Source organism: Thiofilum flexile DSM 14609, from assembly GCF_000380185.1.
GTDB classification, from domain to species: domain Bacteria; phylum Pseudomonadota; class Gammaproteobacteria; order Thiotrichales; family Thiotrichaceae; genus Thiofilum; species Thiofilum flexile.
Window position 1 is genome coordinate 20,664 of record NZ_KB904780.1, and the last position, 17,919, is coordinate 38,582.

18 protein-coding genes are annotated in these 17,919 nt (G+C 42.5%); 17 read left to right on the top strand and 1 reads right to left on the bottom strand.

What is annotated here, in order from left to right; genetic code table 11:
* Window positions 1-52: 52 nt before the first annotated feature.
* Window positions 53-1,228: a pyridoxal phosphate-dependent aminotransferase gene (locus A3IK_RS0112175; RefSeq protein WP_020560262.1), complete on the bottom strand. Its 1,176-nt coding sequence runs from the start codon at window positions 1,226-1,228 to the stop codon at window positions 53-55.
* Between the two features lie 47 nt (window positions 1,229-1,275).
* Here A3IK_RS0112175 and A3IK_RS0112180 point away from each other — a divergent pair, with 47 nt between their 5' ends.
* The 17 genes from A3IK_RS0112180 (at window position 1,276) to A3IK_RS0112260 (ending at window position 17,882) form a co-directional block, all read left to right on the top strand.
* Entirely contained in the window at window positions 1,276-2,094 is an 819-nt protein-coding gene (locus tag A3IK_RS0112180) for a M23 family metallopeptidase (protein WP_020560263.1), read from the top strand.
* Between the two features lie 100 nt (window positions 2,095-2,194).
* On the top strand, window positions 2,195-3,079 hold the full coding sequence (rfbA, locus tag A3IK_RS0112185; RefSeq protein ID WP_020560264.1) for a glucose-1-phosphate thymidylyltransferase RfbA: 885 nt from the start codon (window positions 2,195-2,197) through the stop codon (window positions 3,077-3,079).
* Window positions 3,076-3,624, top strand: coding sequence for a dTDP-4-dehydrorhamnose 3,5-epimerase (gene rfbC, locus A3IK_RS0112190; RefSeq protein ID WP_020560265.1), 549 nt, complete (start codon window positions 3,076-3,078; stop codon window positions 3,622-3,624). Before rfbA ends, rfbC begins: the two co-directional genes overlap by 4 nt.
* Entirely contained in the window at window positions 3,621-4,499 is an 879-nt protein-coding gene (gene rfbD / locus A3IK_RS0112195; protein ID WP_020560266.1) for a dTDP-4-dehydrorhamnose reductase, read from the top strand. Before rfbC ends, rfbD begins: the two co-directional genes overlap by 4 nt.
* 2 nt (window positions 4,500-4,501) lie before the next feature.
* Window positions 4,502-5,566 (top strand): dTDP-glucose 4,6-dehydratase, encoded by a 1,065-nt coding sequence (gene rfbB / locus A3IK_RS0112200; protein WP_020560267.1) that lies wholly within the window; start codon window positions 4,502-4,504, stop codon window positions 5,564-5,566.
* Between the two features lie 5 nt (window positions 5,567-5,571).
* Window positions 5,572-6,522 carry a class I SAM-dependent methyltransferase gene (locus A3IK_RS0112205; RefSeq protein ID WP_020560268.1) on the top strand — a complete coding sequence of 317 codons (951 nt, stop codon included), beginning with the start codon at window positions 5,572-5,574 and terminating at the stop codon, window positions 6,520-6,522.
* Window positions 6,519-6,983: a glycosyltransferase family protein gene (locus A3IK_RS0112210; RefSeq protein ID WP_020560269.1), complete on the top strand. Its 465-nt coding sequence runs from the start codon at window positions 6,519-6,521 to the stop codon at window positions 6,981-6,983. The genes A3IK_RS0112205 and A3IK_RS0112210 overlap by 4 nt, the downstream gene beginning before the upstream one ends.
* Window positions 6,980-7,453 (top strand): glycosyltransferase, encoded by a 474-nt coding sequence (locus A3IK_RS0112215; protein ID WP_020560270.1) that lies wholly within the window; start codon window positions 6,980-6,982, stop codon window positions 7,451-7,453. The genes A3IK_RS0112210 and A3IK_RS0112215 overlap by 4 nt, the downstream gene beginning before the upstream one ends.
* Window positions 7,450-8,730 carry an oligosaccharide flippase family protein gene (locus tag A3IK_RS0112220; RefSeq protein WP_020560271.1) on the top strand — a complete coding sequence of 427 codons (1,281 nt, stop codon included), beginning with the start codon at window positions 7,450-7,452 and terminating at the stop codon, window positions 8,728-8,730. The genes A3IK_RS0112215 and A3IK_RS0112220 overlap by 4 nt, the downstream gene beginning before the upstream one ends.
* A 66-nt stretch (window positions 8,731-8,796) precedes the next feature.
* Window positions 8,797-10,047, top strand: coding sequence for a hypothetical protein (locus A3IK_RS0112225; protein WP_211209444.1), 1,251 nt, complete (start codon window positions 8,797-8,799; stop codon window positions 10,045-10,047).
* 3 nt (window positions 10,048-10,050) lie between these two features.
* Window positions 10,051-10,512 (top strand): acyltransferase, encoded by a 462-nt coding sequence (locus tag A3IK_RS0112230; protein WP_051081565.1) that lies wholly within the window; start codon window positions 10,051-10,053, stop codon window positions 10,510-10,512.
* Window positions 10,509-11,444, top strand: a complete 936-nt coding sequence (locus A3IK_RS0112235) for a glycosyltransferase family 2 protein (protein ID WP_020560274.1) — start codon at window positions 10,509-10,511, stop codon at window positions 11,442-11,444. Before A3IK_RS0112230 ends, A3IK_RS0112235 begins: the two co-directional genes overlap by 4 nt.
* Window positions 11,444-12,286: a glycosyltransferase gene (locus tag A3IK_RS0112240; RefSeq protein ID WP_020560275.1), complete on the top strand. Its 843-nt coding sequence runs from the start codon at window positions 11,444-11,446 to the stop codon at window positions 12,284-12,286. The genes A3IK_RS0112235 and A3IK_RS0112240 overlap by 1 nt, the downstream gene beginning before the upstream one ends.
* Window positions 12,287-12,590: 304 nt before the next feature.
* Window positions 12,591-13,976: an undecaprenyl-phosphate glucose phosphotransferase gene (locus tag A3IK_RS0112245; protein ID WP_020560276.1), complete on the top strand. Its 1,386-nt coding sequence runs from the start codon at window positions 12,591-12,593 to the stop codon at window positions 13,974-13,976.
* Window positions 13,977-14,015: 39 nt separating this feature from the next.
* Entirely contained in the window at window positions 14,016-15,161 is a 1,146-nt protein-coding gene (locus A3IK_RS20430) for an acyltransferase family protein (protein ID WP_020560277.1), read from the top strand.
* A 165-nt stretch (window positions 15,162-15,326) separates the two neighbouring features.
* Window positions 15,327-17,270, top strand: coding sequence for a polysaccharide biosynthesis tyrosine autokinase (locus tag A3IK_RS0112255; protein WP_020560278.1), 1,944 nt, complete (start codon window positions 15,327-15,329; stop codon window positions 17,268-17,270).
* 153 nt (window positions 17,271-17,423) lie between these two features.
* The gene (locus A3IK_RS0112260; RefSeq protein WP_020560279.1) at window positions 17,424-17,882 is read left to right on the top strand and encodes a CopD family protein; all 459 of its coding nucleotides are present in this window, start codon (window positions 17,424-17,426) and stop codon (window positions 17,880-17,882) included.
* Window positions 17,883-17,919 lie beyond the last annotated feature (37 nt).

The window sequence follows — 17,919 nt, forward strand, 5'->3', positions numbered from 1 at the left end:
ACTCGATTACTTTGACTCAAGTACCTTAGCCACTAGAGACTCCTTTTATCGCTCAATAATAATGTGGCAAATACCGTCTCAATTGTTCCATTGCTTGTTCTAAGCGCAAAACATCAGTGGTATAGGCAAAGCGAATGTGAGTATTGGCTTCAAATTCGCCAAAATCAATGCCGGGCGTCACAGCCACACCTACTTGCTCTAACAACTGTAGGCATAAGGCCTGTGCATCTTGAGTAAAACGCCCCGCATCCGCATAAACATAAAAGGCTCCCACAGGCTGGCTATTAATCACCAACCCTAATTCACCTAACGCCGGTACTAGAAAATCACGCCGTGCTTTTAATACTTGCTTATTAGCCTCCATAATCGCTCGTGCTTCTGGAGTAAAAGCAGCTAATGCGGCATATTGCGCGGGCGTGGAAGGGCATAAAAATACATTTTGTGCTAAACGATCAATAGCCTCCACCGCCCATTCCGGTGCCACTATCCACCCCAAACGCCAGCCCGTCATACCAAAATACTTAGAAAAACTATTAATAACCCAAACATCATCGCCCAAAGCAAGCGCCGTATGCTCTTCACCGTCATATAATAAGCCTTGATAAATTTCATCCACCAATAGCTGCCCGTTACGGGCTTTGACAGCCGCATACAGTGCTTGTAGCTCATCCTTATTTAATGCCGTACCAGTTGGATTAGAAGGTGTGGCTAACATGACTAATTTTGTTCTAGCACTCCAATACTGTTCAATATCCGACACGGTCAATTGATAATTCGTAGCGGCATAAGCGGGAATACTAATAGGATTAGCGTCAAATAAACGTACAAAATGGCGATTACAGGGATAAGCAGGATCAGGAATCAATACTTCATCTTGAGGATTTAATAGGGTACTTAAAACTAGTTGCAGCGCCCCCGATGCACCGGGGGTGATAATAATGCGTTTAGGATCCACCCTAACCCCAAAACGCTCGTGATAATACTGGGCAATTGCCTCTCTTAATACCGGAATACCACAAGCGGGGGTGTAGCGGGTTTGGCCTTGTTGTAGTGCTTTTATACCTGCCTCAATAATCGGTGCTGGCGTCGGAAAATCCGGCTCTCCAACCTCTAAATGAAAAATATCCCGCCCTTGTGCCTGCAATTGTTTTGCTCGTGCTAAGATCGCCATCACATGAAAGGGTTGAATCGCCGCCATACGCGCCGCAATTGAGTCTTGGTTCAACATACGCTCACTATTTAATGATTAAAATGAAGAGAAAAAGGTGTTTTGCTGTGAAATATTTAGCTCAGAGTCTACTCAGCCTCATTATGTTGATAAGCTCGACCACCCTATTCGCCTTCCCTAAAGCCAACCCAGTACCCGGCGGAGTCGCTTTAGTTCCCTTAGGCAGTGTACAACAGCCCAAACCGCAAGCCTATTTTCAAAATAAAGCGGTCACTATTTTACCTTATTATGATCATTGGCTCGCGGTAGTCGGCTTGCCTTTAGAATTAGCACCCTCCACCGCAGTCCTACAAGTACAAACTGCAGGTCAATGGGCGAATTATCCGGTTACGGTCAAGGCTAAGAAATACCGTACTCAACGCTTAAGAATTAGAGATAAAAACAAAGTCACGCCGAATGCCGCCTCCTCTCAGCGCATTGTCCGTGAAATTGCCCTCACTGATCGTTTAAAGCAGACCTTTTCCGATTTCGTCCCAAATTTAAACTTTATTCGCCCTGTCTCAGGACGGGATACCGGACGCTTTGGCATGCGGCGGATTATGAATGGTGTCCCACGTCAACCCCATAGCGGGATGGATATTGCGGCTGTTACGGGTACGCCAATAAAAACCCCACATCGCGGGCGAGTCATCTATACTGGATCTTTATTTTACACCGGCAATACCGTAATCCTAGATCATGGGCAAGGTGTATTGAGCCTCTATGCACATTTGAATACTATTCATACCCAAGTGGGTAAATGGCTAGAGCAAGGCGAAATATTGGGCACAGTCGGCAAAACCGGACGTGCCACGGGACCGCATTTGCATTGGTCGATTTATTTGAACCAAACCAGTGTTGATCCCAGTTTATTTTTAAATCGCTAAAAAATCAGCACCGAATAGCGCTGAGTTGTGACAAGCGAATCATAACTCGTCTACAATTCAGCCACATAAACCTGTTAAGACCAAAGTGGAACTATTCTATATGCAAACCCCGAACCTAAAGCGTAAGGGCATTATTCTAGCGGGGGGCAGCGGAACTCGTTTATACCCGCTGACCCAAGCGGTAAGTAAACAGCTCATGCCGGTTTATGACAAACCTATGATCTATTACCCGCTGACTGTTCTCATGTTAGCAGGCATTCAGGATATTCTGATTATTACCACCCCCGAAGACTCAGAGCAATTTCAGCGTCTATTAAAAGACGGTAGTCAGTGGGGTATTAATATTCAATATGCGGTACAACCTAAACCTGATGGTTTGGCTCAAGCCTTTATTATTGGTACTGAGTTTGTAGGCAATAATCCAGTCACCCTGATCTTAGGGGACAATATTTATTATGGCGAGGGGCTATCCAAACGCCTGCAAAGTTGTGCCGCACAAAATCAGGGCGCGACCGTATTTGCCTATTATGTGCAAGACCCTGAGCGTTATGGAGTGGTTGATTTTGATGCCCAAGGCCGCGCCCTAACCATTGAAGAAAAGCCTGCCAAACCGCGCTCCAACTATGCCGTTACGGGCTTATATTTCTATGACAATCATGTTGTTGACATTGCTAAAACCATTAAACCGTCTCCACGGGGTGAGTTAGAAATCACCGATGTGAATAATGTCTACCTCCAGCAAAACAATCTCTTTGTAGAAATGCTCAAACGCGGTACGGCATGGTTAGATACGGGTACACATGCCTCCTTATTAGATGCGAGCAATTACATTCGTGTGATTGAAGAACGCCAAGGCTTAAAAATCGCTAGCCCAGAAGAAGTGGCCTGGCGCATGGGTTATATTGATGCCGAGCAATTGCTGCGCTTAGCTGAACCGCTCAAGAAAAGCGGTTATGGGTATTATTTAGTGAGGTTATTGCCATGAATATTATCCCTACCCCACTCAAAGATGCGGTGATTATTGAGCCTAAGGTATTTGGTGATGCACGGGGTTTCTTTATGGAAACTTGGAATCAACAAGCGTTTGAGCAAGCAGGTTTGCCACACCACTTTGTACAAGATAATCACAGCCGCTCAGCACAAGGTATTCTGCGCGGCTTGCATTATCAAACTGAACAGACACAGGGTAAACTGGTGCGGGTTACTGCGGGTAAAGTATTTGATGTTGCGGTCGATTTACGCCAATCTTCGCCTAGTTTTGGGCAATGGTTTGGGGTGGAATTATCTGAAGAGAATAAGCGTTTATTTTGGGTACCACCCGGATTCGCCCATGGTTTTTATGTCATGAGTGAAAGTGCCGATTTTATCTATAAATGCACGGATTTCTATGCTCCTCATGCGGAACATTCGATTCGTTGGGATGATCCTACTTTAGCTATTCAATGGCCTATCCCTGCTAATGAAATGCCCAAACTCTCCGCTAAAGATGCGAATGGGGTATGGTTTAAAGATGCGGAGCTGTTTGCATGAAAATTTTAATCACGGGTGCTAACGGGCAGTTAGGTTATGAGCTGCAACACAGTTGTCCACCTCAACATGAACTGATTTTGACCGATATTGATAATCTAGACATTACGAATCCAGCGAGCATTGAGCAAGTACTCCAACAATATCAACCACACATTATTATTAATGGCGCTGCCTATACCGCTGTAGATAAAGCAGAAAGTGAGCCTGAGCTGGCGGATAAGATTAATCACTTAGCCGTGCAATATTTGGCTGAGGCGGCTAAAAAGCGGGCTATTAAGCTTATTCAAATTTCGACCGATTTTATTTTTGATGGTACGCAAGCCTTACCATATGCGGTGGATGCTAAAGCCCATCCTTTAAGTGTATACGGCGCTACGAAATGGCGGGGTGAGGAAGCGGTACGCAATACGCTGGCTGATTATCTGATTATCCGTACCTCTTGGTTATATTCCGCCCATGGTCATAACTTTGTTAAAACCATGCTGAAGCTCATGGCAACTAAAGACCGTTTAAATGTGATCTATGATCAGATTGGTACCCCGACTTGGGCACATACCTTAGCGAGTACTATATGGACTGCTATTGATCAAAAAGCGACTGGCACCTTACACTGTTCGGATCAAGGTGTGGCAAGCTGGTATGATTTCGCCGTTGCGATTCAAGAAGAAGCACTGAGTTTAGGTTTACTAGATAAAACGATTCCTATTGGCTCGATTCGTACGGTAAGCTACCCCACCCCTGCTACCCGTCCTGCTTTTAGTTTAATGGATAAAGCGCTCACAGAAAGTACTTTAGGTATTACCCTACCCTACTGGCGTAACAGTTTAAGAAATATGTTACTACAATACCGCGCAACTCTTGGAATGAATGCCTGATTATGACCACTCAAACTTATCAACCTCGCAATTTATTAGTGACTGGCGGCGCTGGTTTTATTGGTACTAACTTTGTTTATTACTGGCTCAATCAATATCCTGAGCAAACTGTAACTGTGTTAGATGCCCTCACCTATGCAGGTCGGAAAGAAAATCTAGCCGATTTACACAATCACCCACGCTTTCGTTTTGTACAGGGTGATATTCTGGATCAAGCCTTAGTTGAAGAGCTACTCAAAGCGCATGATATTGAGACTATTGTCCATTTTGCTGCTGAATCGCATGTAGATCGCTCGATTTATGGCCCGGACGCCTTTTTAAAAACCAATATTGATGGTACTCATAGTTTGCTCAAAGCTGCCAAAAAAGTGTGGCTAGATGAGCAAAAACGTACGCATCATCGCTTTCATCATGTCTCTACTGACGAAGTATATGGCACGCTTTCGCCTACGGATCCTGCCTTTACTGAAACCACCCAATACGCACCTAACTCACCCTATGCGGCGAGTAAAGCGGCTTCTGATCATGTAGTACGTGCGTATCAACATACCTATGGCCTCAATACGACGACTAGTAATTGCTCGAACAATTACGGCCCTTATCAATATCCCGAAAAGTTAATCCCATTAGCTATTTCACGGCTATTAAAAGGTGAACCTGTACCTATTTATGGTGATGGTCAACAAATCCGCGATTGGCTCTATGTAGAAGATCACAATCGTGGTATTGACTTAATTGTACATAAAGGTCGTGTAGGTGAGACTTATAATATTGGCGGCAATAATGAGCAGGCTAATTTATCCTTAGTACACACCTTATGTGCTTTGATGGATGAACGCTTTCCAGATTCCCCTCATGTGCCACATAAGCAACTCATTACTTATGTGACTGATCGTCCCGGACACGATCGGCGCTATGCAATTAATAATAATAAGATTTGTACTGAATTGGGATATAGTCCAGTCGAAACCTTCCAAACCGGCTTACGCAAAACCGTTGCATGGTATTTGGAGCAACAAGGCTTTTGGACGGGCGATGTAGCCCTATTCGGCACTCATAAGGAGTAATACATATGCAATGTCGGATTTGCGATAGTAACGCCTCACACCGTACCTATACGGTTAAAGAAATGATGATGGGTCAATTAGAAGAGCATGAATACTTTCAATGTAGTCAATGCCACTGCTTACAAATCACCACGATTCCCGCTAATCTTTCTGATCATTACCCTAGCAATTACTACTCCTATGTAGCCCCAAATAGCAAGGGTGGCGCTAAACAATCGCTGATCCGACTGCGTGATCAATATGCGGCTACGGGCAAAAATATGATGGGCAAAGCCCTACAATTGCTCAGTCCGAATGCTAAATTAACCACCCTACGCCCACTGAATCTGAATGAAAATACGCGGATGTTAGATGTTGGCTGTGGGGCGGGTTTACTCTTGCACTCCTTGCGTGAATTAGGGTTTAAAAACTTGCTCGGCCTTGATCCTTTTAATCAAGACTTGATTCAATACCCTAATGGCTTACGTATTGAAAAGCGTGATCTCTTTAGCGAAAAGGGGCAATGGGATGTGATTATGTTCCATCACTCTTTTGAGCATCTACCCGAACAACAAGCCACACTCAAAAAAGCCTTTGAACTATTAGCACCTAATGGCACGGTACTATTACGCGTCCCTACCGTTACCTCCTATGCATGGCAACATTACGGCATCAATTGGGTACAACTCGATGCACCGCGCCATTTATTTTTGCATTCTGTTGAGAGTATTAAAGTATTAGCGGAGCAATGCGGTTTTACCTTAGACAAAGCCATCTATGACTCTAATGCTTTCCAATTCTGGGGCAGCGAACAATATGAACAGGGTATTATGCTACGTGATGAACGCTCATGGGCAGAAAACCCAGAAAAATCCATTTTTACAGCAGCTCAAATCAAAGAATTTGAAAAACGCGCCCAAGAATTAAACTCCCTCAATCAAGGCGATCAAGCGGCCTTTTATTTACGCAAACCATGATGAGCACATCCAAAAAACCTAAATTATTAGCGATTTCATCTCCGGGTGGGCATTGGATTCAACTCACACGGATCTGTGCTAATTTAGAGCAGAACTATGAAATCGTTTACGCCATGCCGGATGCGCTCTTTAAGCCTTCTAAGCAGCAAAAGATTTATACCATTATCGACGTTAGTGCGGATGATAAATGGAAACTAATCCCTTGTGCCTTTCAACTACTCAGAATTATGTTGAAAGAACGCCCGCAAGCGATTATTTCCACCGGAGCCGCACCGGGTGCGGTTGCTATTATGCTGGGTAAGGTATTGAGAATACGTACTATTTGGGTGGATAGTATTGCCAATGTGAAAAAGCTGTCACGCGCTGGCAATATGGTACTTGGCAAAGCCGATGTATTCCTCACCCAATGGGAACACCTCAGTAATGGCAAAGATATTCTCTTTAAGGGAGCGGTTTTATGATCTTTGTCGCGGTTGGTACTCAATTCCCCTTTGATCGTTTAGTGCGCTATGTCGATGAATGGTGTGGGGCTAATTTCCATCAAGGTATCGCCCAAATTGCTGAGGGACAATATCTACCGAAATACATCCAGTATGAAAAATTCATGACAACCGATGTATTTAATCAGCACCTCCATCAAGCGGATTTAATTATTTCTCATGCCGGTATGGGAAATATTATTACGGCAGTTGAAGCACATAAACCAATTATTGTGATGAATCGCCAATTTGAGCTAGGTGAACATCGGAATAATCATCAAGCCGATGGCTTAGAGTGGATGGGACAATTGCCCGGTGTGTATACGGCAACCACACAAGAGCAACTATTAGCCTTATTAAATCAAATGTCCGACTTAAAACCCGCCCAAGGCCAAGCAGGCTCACGCCGTCAAGCCCTGACTGACTTTATCGATCAAGCGATTCGGGCATGAAGTTAAACCTCCGGCGCGACTCACTCTTAATCCAGAGTCTTTTATCTACCGTCGCGCGTTTTGTTGGGGTGGGACTTAATTTTGCGGTAGCCATTCTCATTGCTCGCTTATTACCTAAAAATGAAGCGGGCATGGTCTTTATGTTGATGACCTTAGTCACGGGCGTATCACTCTTTAGCCGTCTAGGGTTAGAACAGTGGATTGTACGGGATATAGCCCGTTTACCTGATCACAATACAGAACGTCATGCGCATTACTTACATTCTGCTTATCGCCTAACGCTACTGAGTTCTATCGTTTTTTTATTAATTTGGATTGTCCTTGCACCCTATATTAATCAGTGGTTATTTGATGGGCAGCTTGAGGTACTCTATTTAATGGCGGCTGGCACGGGCATTATTACTTTTAACTGGGTTATGACTAATTCGGCCTTTTTAAAAGCGGTACGCCATACCTCTAGCTCGTTATTAGTACAAAACACCCTACCTGCTATAGCCTTACTGCTCTTAATAGGTCTGTGGTGGGGTAACTTTGCTGAGCATCAGCACTATGTCCTTATCTATACAGCCTCTTTATTCTTAGCCGGTATTATTTCTTTTTTTTGGTTAAAACCGTGGCTACGCATATTATTCGCACGTTCTAGTCACCAGTTTCCGTTTGATCAACTCTTAAAGCAATCACTACCGCTGGCACCTGTTTCAATGTTTGCGTTTTTAATGTTGTGGGCAGACACGCTCATGACTGGCCTATTATTAACTAATGATGAGGTCGCTTTATTTTCCACCGCAGCACGCCTCTCTTTTATTAGTCTATTTTTCCTAGGTGCGCTAGATGCTACGATCTATCCTAGACTATTGAAAATGCAACGCCAGCAACCTCACTACCTGAAAGCCTTTTTTTGGAAAAGTACCCTCTTAGTGATAGGGATACTGAGCTTAGTAACCCTAGCCCTTTGGCTGGTACGTGACTGGATGCTGTTAGCCTTTGGTTCACAATATGTAGCGGCGAGTTTCGTGCTATCCTTATTGCTATTAGGCCAACTCATTCGAGCCTGCAGTTTGACCTTTTCCTTTATGTTTATTATGCAAGAGCAAGTACGCTTCTTAAACCTACTATTAGTCACGGCTTTAATAGTCAATATTATAAGCCATCTGATTTTAATTCCTAAATATGGAATTAATGGTGCTGCGATGGCAACATTGATTGCAAACTTAGTCTTAACAGGGGGCGTAGTCATCCTGTTTTTTTATAAACAATTACTCAAAAGCTATGCTTAAATCATGTTAAGAGTACTCGCTATCTTATTTTTAATCTCACTATTTATTCCCGCCGAGTTTTATACTATGGCAGGTACCATACGTATTGAGGTATACCGTGTTATTTTAGGTATAGCACTACTTTATGCTTTATTTAATTTTAAAGTCATTATTCCACGCGCTGATATGGTGGATGTATTGCTGATTGCCTTAGTTGCACTATCTTTTGCAAGCTTCTGGCATAATCATGGCTTACAAAAAGCACTTGAATCAACCGGACTTTACGCCTTAGAAACCTTAGGTGCTTTTTATTTAGCACGTATGTATGTGATAACGCCTGCCCGTTTCTTTCAAGTTAATCAGATTTTAATTATCGGCATTACCTTACTAGTAGGTTTTACTATTTACGAAGCGTTTACCCATCATCGTATCCTGCATCAATGGGCAGAAATAATTACTGGCAAAACCGCATTAGACTATCGGCTCTACACTGAGGATTACTTACGTGGCCCTATTATGCGGGCTACGAGTGTTTTTATTCACCCACTATTATTTGGTACTTTGGCTGCTTCGCTATTCCCATTTGCCTTTTTATTAGTGATTAGAACCTTTAGACCGGCCTATATTTTCAATCTCTTTGCATTGATTGTATCCATGATTCTCACTATGTCCTCTGCACCCTTGCTATCCATTATTTTCCATGGTGCAACGGCTGTTTTAGTGAGATTTTGGCATGGCGCACGGCAATTTTGGGTAGCCTCATTTTTAGGTTTTATGGCCTTTGCCATGCTAGTGAATGCGTTTTCTAATCGTGGATTCTTTGGGATTTTAATTTCCTACCTAACTTTCAATCCTAATACGGGCTACTTCCGTATGTTGCAATGGCAATATACCTTAGATGATGATATCCCTGAAAATCTTATTTTAGGTATTGCTCATCATGATTGGACGCGTCCTTATTGGATGGAGTGGATGGGTAATAGTATTGATAGTTTCTGGTTATTACTCGCCTTACAACATGGCATTTTTGCCGCATTAGTCCTACTAATAGCCTGCTTCTATGCGGTATTTAATATCCTAAATCAAGTCCATCTACATGATGATTCTAGTCGGTGGATGGTGACTGCTTGGATTCTTTCCTTTATGTCTATGATTTTAATAGGTTTTACCGTAGATTACTTTGGTACTTTACAGCCTATTATGTTTTTCATGTTAGGTGCTATTAGCTGGGCACGTTTCTATCGATCTTGGAATAGTGACCATCCAACGGAAAATCTGGCAAGTCCAGTCATCCCGGCTAATAATGATGTCAAGACTTCTAATAACTTACAGGATTAAGCGATGAGATTGCGATTCCTGAATCAACGCGTATTTATGTGGCTAGTTCATTTACGAGATAGCCTATTATGGCTTAGAACGTGGATGTTTAGGGCTTTTTATGGGATGCAAATTGCACCCGATGTGCGTATTTCATTTAAGGCTAGAATTGATAAAACCAATCCTAAATGTGTAGAAATTGGTGAGAAAACCTATATTGCCTTTGATGCCATTATTTTAGCACATGACTATTCGACTCAGCGCCATGGTGGGTCTTTTGCCCAAAAAACCAAAATAGGCAAAAACTGCTTTATTGGCTGTGCCTCTATTATTATGCCCGGTGTAACAGTGGGTGATCATGTCATAGTCGGTGCAGGTAGTGTCGTAACTAGAGATGTACCTGCTAATAGTATTGTGGCTGGCAATCCCGCTAAAGTAGTACGTTCGGGTATTAATACTATCGCTTATGGGCGGGTTGTGTCATGAGTAATAGTAATACACCAGAACTCAGTATTATTTTAGTTTCTTATAATACGGCTAAACTCATTGTCACTGCCTTGCAATCTGTTTATGAGCAAACTCAACAAACCGCTATTGAAGTAATAGTGGTTGATAATGCTTCACAAGACGACTCGTTAAAAGTGATTGCTGAGCGTTTTCCACAAGTAAAGCTAATTGACTCTGGTGCTAATCTCGGTTTTGCCGGTGGGATGCAAATTGGCGTAAAACATTCGCAAGGTAAGTATTTATTACTACTTAATCCTGATACCAAAATTTTAGCCGGTGCTATTGATAAACTCATGGCCTTTGCTAAACAACACCCACAAAACGGTATTTGGAGCGGTGTGACGCTGAATAATGATCTGAGCTTAAACTCCCAACATGCGTGGTCTAAACCGAGTATTAGTAATTTACTCTTTAGTGCAACTGGCTTAAGTAAGACTTTTAGTCATACTTGTTTATTTAATCAGGCTAATTACGGCTGTTGGAAACGTGATTCGGTTAAAGAAGTGGATATTGTTTCTGGTTGTTTCTTTTTAACTACCCGCGAGCTTTGGGATGAAATTGGCGGACTGGATCCTCAATTTTTTATGTACGCCGAAGAGGCTGATTTTTGTTTAAAAGCAGCTAAATTAGGTTATCACCCCATAGTAACACCAGAGGCACGCATTATTCATCATGGTGGTGCGAGTCATTCCCGCTTTTCCGGCAAAATGATTAAGCTAATGAAAGGCAAAATTGAGCTGACTTATCGTCATGTGCAAGGCTGGCAACAGCCAGTGCATAAAGGCTTATTATTTTTATATGTGTGGAATAAGCACTTTATGCATCAATTATTTAAGCCTAATAGTGAGGCTGCACGCGAGTGGCAAACGGTCTATGATCAACGGGCAGACTGGATGCGGGGGTATCGTTAATGGCGACTCTCATTATACCGGCTCACAATGAAGCTACCGTCATTCAGCGCTGTCTGGATAGTTTGGTTAATCAAGCAGGTGTGACACAGATTATTGTTGCCTGTAATGGCTGCACCGATAACACTGCAGATATTGTACGCACCCATTATCCACAAATACTGTGTTTGGATATTGCTAAGCCGTCCAAGGTTAATGCCCTGAATGAAGCTGAAAAACACATTATTAGCTGGCCTGTGTTTTATATCGATGCGGACACGCGCTTGAGTGATGGCTCTATTCAACGCATTACTGAGGAAATGGCTAAAGGTAAATTACTGCTAGCAGCTCCCGAACCTATTATTAATACCACTCAATCGTCTTGGGTCGTACAACAATACTACAAAGTATGGTTGAGTCTCCCCTATATTCGTGATGGTGTAGTGGCTACTTGTAGCTATGTTATTTCGCAACAAGGCCATGAACGCTTTCAAGAATTTCCGTCGGTCATTAATGATGACGGATTTGTCCGGTGTCAATTTGCCCGCCATGAGCGCGGTAATGTACAAGGTGCTAAGATTTATATTGCAGCGCCACACAATCTCAAGTCCCTGATTAAAATAAAATCTAGAGCTAGATTAGGCAATATGGAACTGGCCTCTAAAGGCTTGTGTACGCAAAAAGAAATTAAACCTTATTCCTCGATCTTGCGTCAACGTTTATTGAGTAGAGATTTTGTGGCAGTACTGACTTATATCCTCATTAGCTTGGTGATTCGTACTCGTGCTAAACGCCAATTTAAACAGCTCGCTAGCTATCGCTGGGAAAAAGATGAATCTTCGCGTTCAGTGGGCAGCTCAACCTAACCGTTGAGGGTTTTTAGCAGGAAAACAACACCACTAAGTGTTTTTTTGAGACACAAGTGTGAAAAATAAGCTATATTAGCCCTATTGATTCTCTTAATTAGTGAGTGTTACACCACATTATTAAAGATAGTTTTGTATTAAAAACAAACTGTTATTGAATAATTAATGTCGTATAGCTTGATTTATGGTGACGACAGCAGGTGTTGTTTTTACACACAAAACCTGTGCTAACACTTTGGTTTCTACAATAAAAACCCTACTACTCATAGTAGTTAGGCCTAGAATAGATCGGATTGGTAAAGCGATGGTAGATAAAAAAATCAGCTCTGAACTCGTCTATCGCAGCGCGGATGCCCTTAGCGTTTTGAGCATAGTACTTTTAGCCTATATATATCCTAAAACCTATGACCTAAGCCCTTATTTAGTAGCAGGTTTAGGAGCGACATTATTATTTGGTTTTGTCGGGCGATTTACCGAGATTTATGCGTCTTGGGGTGGTCGTCCGTTTATGCGTGATGAAGGGATGCGTTTGGTAGTCACTTGGTTAGCTACCTTTTTATTACTGATCTTTATTATCTTTGCGGCTAAAGCATCGAATGAATTTTCACGCTTTATATTGATTGCTTGGTTATTCATCACTCCCCTATTACTGATTAGTTCGCGTTATGTACTACGCGCTTTACAATCTACCTTAAAAACCTTAGGTATTAATAATCGCTCTATTGCAATTGCCGGCGTTACCCGTCAATCCTTGCAATTTGCTCAATCTATTGATAATCACCCTGAAACAGGTCTACAAATTGCTGGTTTTTATACCGTTACTGATCAGGAAACGCCTCACATCCCTAGTCAATATGCTCATATTGGTGATTTAGAAACCATGCTAGAAGCTGCTCGTAGTGGTACTTGGGACCAAATCTACTTATCACTACCGGCTGGTTGGTCTCCACGAGCTAACGATATAATTAACCGCCTCTCTGACACCATGACACCTATTCGCTTAATTCCTGATGAATTTACTAAAACTATCCTTAATAGCCGCCCCATGGAGATGATGAATACGCCCTTAGTGCGTCTCTATGATGAACCATTAACGGGTTTTAGTGCCATTGTTAAGCGGGTTGAGGACATTGTGCTTAGCCTAATTATCCTAGCCTTGATTGCGCCACTATTAATCATGATTGGCATGGCGATCAAAATATCATCTCCAGGCCCTATTCTCTTCAAACAAAATCGCCATGGTTTGCGGGGTGAAAAATTCCAAGTATGGAAATTTAGAAGCATGACTGTGTGTGAGAATGGCGCAGATGTCAAACAAGCTACTCGCGGTGATGCGCGTATCACTAAGGTAGGTGCATTCTTAAGACGTACCTCCTTAGATGAGTTGCCCCAATTTTTCAATGTATTACAAGGTCATATGTCTATTGTAGGCCCACGCCCACATGCCATCGCTCATAATGAGCAATATAAGCAACTGATCCCTGGCTATATGACTCGCCATGCTATGAAACCAGGCATTACTGGTTGGGCACAAGTCAATGGCTGGCGCGGTGAGACGGATACCCTATATAAGATGCAAAAACGAGTTGAATACGATTTAGACTACATTCAGCGTTGGAGTGTATGGTTAGACTTAAAAATTATTCTTGCTACTGCTTTTAAAACCTTAAATGATAAAAATGCGTACTAAGTATAATAGTATAATTAGTACTCAAGCTGAGAAGTCATTTTGAAACTCGAATCGTTAACCTTCACCCGCTATGTTGCTGCCTTGACCGTCGTGTTTTTCCACTTCGGTCGAGAAGCATGGCCTGCTAATATTGACTGGCTGAATCCTCTGATCACAGCAGGCCCTATCGCCGTTTGTTATTTCTTTGTATTGTCTGGCTTTATTATGGCTATTGCCTATTATTCGCCCCGTACTAAGCCACCGCTTAACAAAGGACGCTATTGGGTCGCACGGCTAGCACGTATTTATCCCGTATATCTTTTAGCTCTACTATTTATGATCGCTGAGAGTGTACGTAAGGGTAGTTTTGATGGTCTAGCCGCACTGTTAAATATTACTATGCTACAAGCATGGGTGCCGGGTGGGTATCCACTGAGTTATAACTCTCCGGGTTGGTCGCTGTCTGTTGAAGCCTTTTTCTATTTAACCTTTCCGCTGTGGTTAATTTGGGCACAAAAGCGCCATTTTGCTAGTCTAGTCCTATTCGCAATACTCTTTTGGGTCTTTACTCAATTCCTACAGTTTGGCTTATTGAATAATATCCTGAATACACAGCTCGGCCTCCCGCTCTATGAAGCGCGGGTATTTATGCAAAGCCATGATCAAACGCCGCCGCTACATGATTTTATTTATTATAATCCTTTCATGCATCTCAGTACTTTTGTAATGGGTTTTGTGGTAGGGGTATATTTTCGCCGAGGTTATTGGCATGGATTTTCAGTATCAACTAATACCACAGTAATGTTACTGAGTGCTTTATTAGCTGCCCTACTTATCTTAGGACAAGCCCAGCTAGAGCAATGGTCGGGTGTAAAAATTGCCTATAATAATGGACTGATTGCACCGTTCTTTATTACCTTTATTGTATGCTTAGCTTTAGATAAAACCTTGATTAGTCGAGTATTTAGCCTACCTATTCTGGTGTTATTAGGCGAGGCTAGTTACTCACTCTATATTTTGCAGCGCCCTGTATATGGGGTCTATAAACAAGTAACCGCTAGCTTTCTTCCCGAAGGCAGCACATTACATTTTTATATTTTTGCTGCTATTTTGACTTTACTTGCTATCCTGTCCTACCGCTATTTTGAGACTCCAATACGTCTCTGGATTAATCGACATTACATTTCATCCGGTAAAACTAGCTAAGTGCTGGGTTCTAGGTGCAAAATTATTGTCCACGACGAGACAAAATATTACAGGATGCTAATTATTTTTGAGATTAATCGCTATAATCAGCTCCCATGACGTAATTGTCTTAATGATACCTGAATAAATTGATATTTTATGCAAAACATAGGAAGTAGCCAGCCCATGCAAGCCACCGGATCCATCTCGCAGCGCAGTGAGCTATTAAAAACACAAGATAACCTCGACCTTAGAGAATTTTGGAAAACGCTGATGCGGCGTAAAGGTCTGGTATTGGGGATATTACTTACTACTATCCTATTAACTTTACTATTTACCTTTTTAAGTACGCCCGTTTATCGCGCCACTGCTACTGTACAAATCGAACGGGAAGCAGGTGCTAAATTAGCAGAGACCGATGTATTAGGCCCTGGCGATATTCGTGATCCGCGCGGCTATTTCGACACTCAGCTCGAACTTATTAGTAGCCGCTCACTTATTGTCCAAGCGATTAGAGAGTTACAGTTAGATGAAACAGCTATCAGCCCTTCGCTATTTGGACAGATTAAGGCTCTGTTTCGTAGCAGTACGGATGCCGAAACGAATCTAGTCGATAGCTTACTCGATAATATTACAGTGGAACCCATTCGCAATTCACGTCTAGTCGATGTACACGTAGAAACGCCTAACGCTGAATTATCCGCTAAAATTGCTAATGCTTTAGCCAATAATTTTGTGACCAATAATCAGTCCAAACGCTCCTTTTTGACCACCGAAACAACAGCGGCCTTAGAAAAGAAAATTGCTGATGCCAAAGAAAAGCTGCAAAACTCAGAACGTCAACTCAATGAATATGGTCGTAAAAATGGCCTATTAGGTACAGATGACAACTATGAAACCCAAAATACCAGTACTACCCTTGACCTAATTGTTGTCAAACTGACTGAGCAAGTCGTTCAAGCGGAAAATGACCGTATTAAGGTAGAAACCTCTGGCAAAGCCAGTAACTCTGAAAAAATGGCCGCTCGCGAGCGGGTTAATGGACTACGTGAAGCACTGGCTGAGCGTCAAGCTGAGCAGCTACTACAACAAAGTAAAATGATTGAATACAAAACCTTGCAACGCGAAGCACGCAATAATCAAGAAGTATTCCAGTCCTTACTTAAGCGTATTGAAGATATTGACCTCGCAGGTAGCATGACCACTAATAATGTTTGGGTGGTGAATAAAGCGGACGTCCCTACCTCACGTTACAAACCTAAACTCAGTACTAACTTAGCCTTTGGCACTTTACTCGGTTTATTATTAGGTGTGGCTGCTGCCTTCCTAAAAGAGTTTATGTACGATGGGATTAAGAATGTCGCTGATTTAGAGCAAACTACGGGTCTCCCTATTCTTGCTGCGATTCCTGCTGCGAAAAATAACGCCAGTGCCCATAAAATTGCTCGCTTAGTTGTCTCTGACCCGCGCTCCTCCATTGCGGAAGCTTTCCGCTCTTTGCGTACCACATTACGTTTTAGCACGATTGAAACGCAGCAAAGCTCACATGTGATTTATGTGACGAGTGCATGCGCTAATGAAGGTAAAACCACTACCGCCTCTAATCTAGCCCTCGCTTATGCTAATGCAGGGGTAAAAACCTTATTAGTGGATGCGGATCTACGTAATCCTTCCTTTGGTGAAGCTTTAGCGGCGAATGCTAAGGTCGGTTTAGCCGATTATTTACGCGGCAAAGTAGAATCTGAGAACCTACTCCATAAAGCTCAGGCTGATAATCTGTATATTATGACTGCTGGTGAGCCACCAAAAGATCCGGTTGAGTTGCTTTCTTCTAAACGCCTAAAACAGTTCATTGATCAAGCACGGCGTAATTTTGAAGTTATTATTCTGGATGGCCCACCCGTATTAGGGCTGGCGGATTCATTATTGTTGTCCTCGCTTGCGGATAGCACTTTATTAGCGGTCAATAGCCGTGATACTAAGGTAGCTGCTGTACAAAACGCGATTAAGCGCCTCAGACAAGCTAACTCTAATCTAGTGGGTATTGTATTGAATAAAGTTGATACCTCTGGACGCTTAGGTTATGACTATGACTACTATTACTATAAGAATGAAAAAGCGACCGCTTAATTCGTTCTTAAGCTCACTAAAGTAAAAGTAGAGACTAAAAAGGCAGGTATTAAACCTGCCTTTTTTATTTTCAACTCTAGTCAGCTACCTATTTCCATTCTAAGTTAGGTATAGTGCTAATTTAGTCTTTACGAATTAAGAGGGATCTTTTTTATGTCTATTGCCTTAGCTTTGCACGTCTTAGCGGTGGTTATTTGGGTAGGTGGGATGTTTTTTGCCTATATGATTCTACGCCCTATTGCGGCTAGTCAGTTGGATGCGCCCACCCGTTTAAGCCTTTGGAGTGGTGTTTTTGATAAATTTTTCCCATGGGTCATTGCGAGTATCGTTTTGATTTTAATCAGCGGCTATTGGATGATTTTCGGGCCCTATGGCGGTATGAAAAATACCCCTATCTTTGTTCATATCATGCAATTGCTAGGGCTGATTATGATGGCGATTTTTGGGCATGTCTTTTTTGCCCCTTATAAGCGCTTAAAACAGGCGGTTGCTAGCCAAGATTGGGCTAATGCGGGAGCACAGCTTAATCAAATTCGGATGATGATTGGGATTAATTTAAGCTTAGGGCTGATTACGATTGTGATTGCGGCGGCAGGAAAATATTGGCTATAAATCGCTTAGCAGCGGAGTACCTAACACTAGGCTAGGT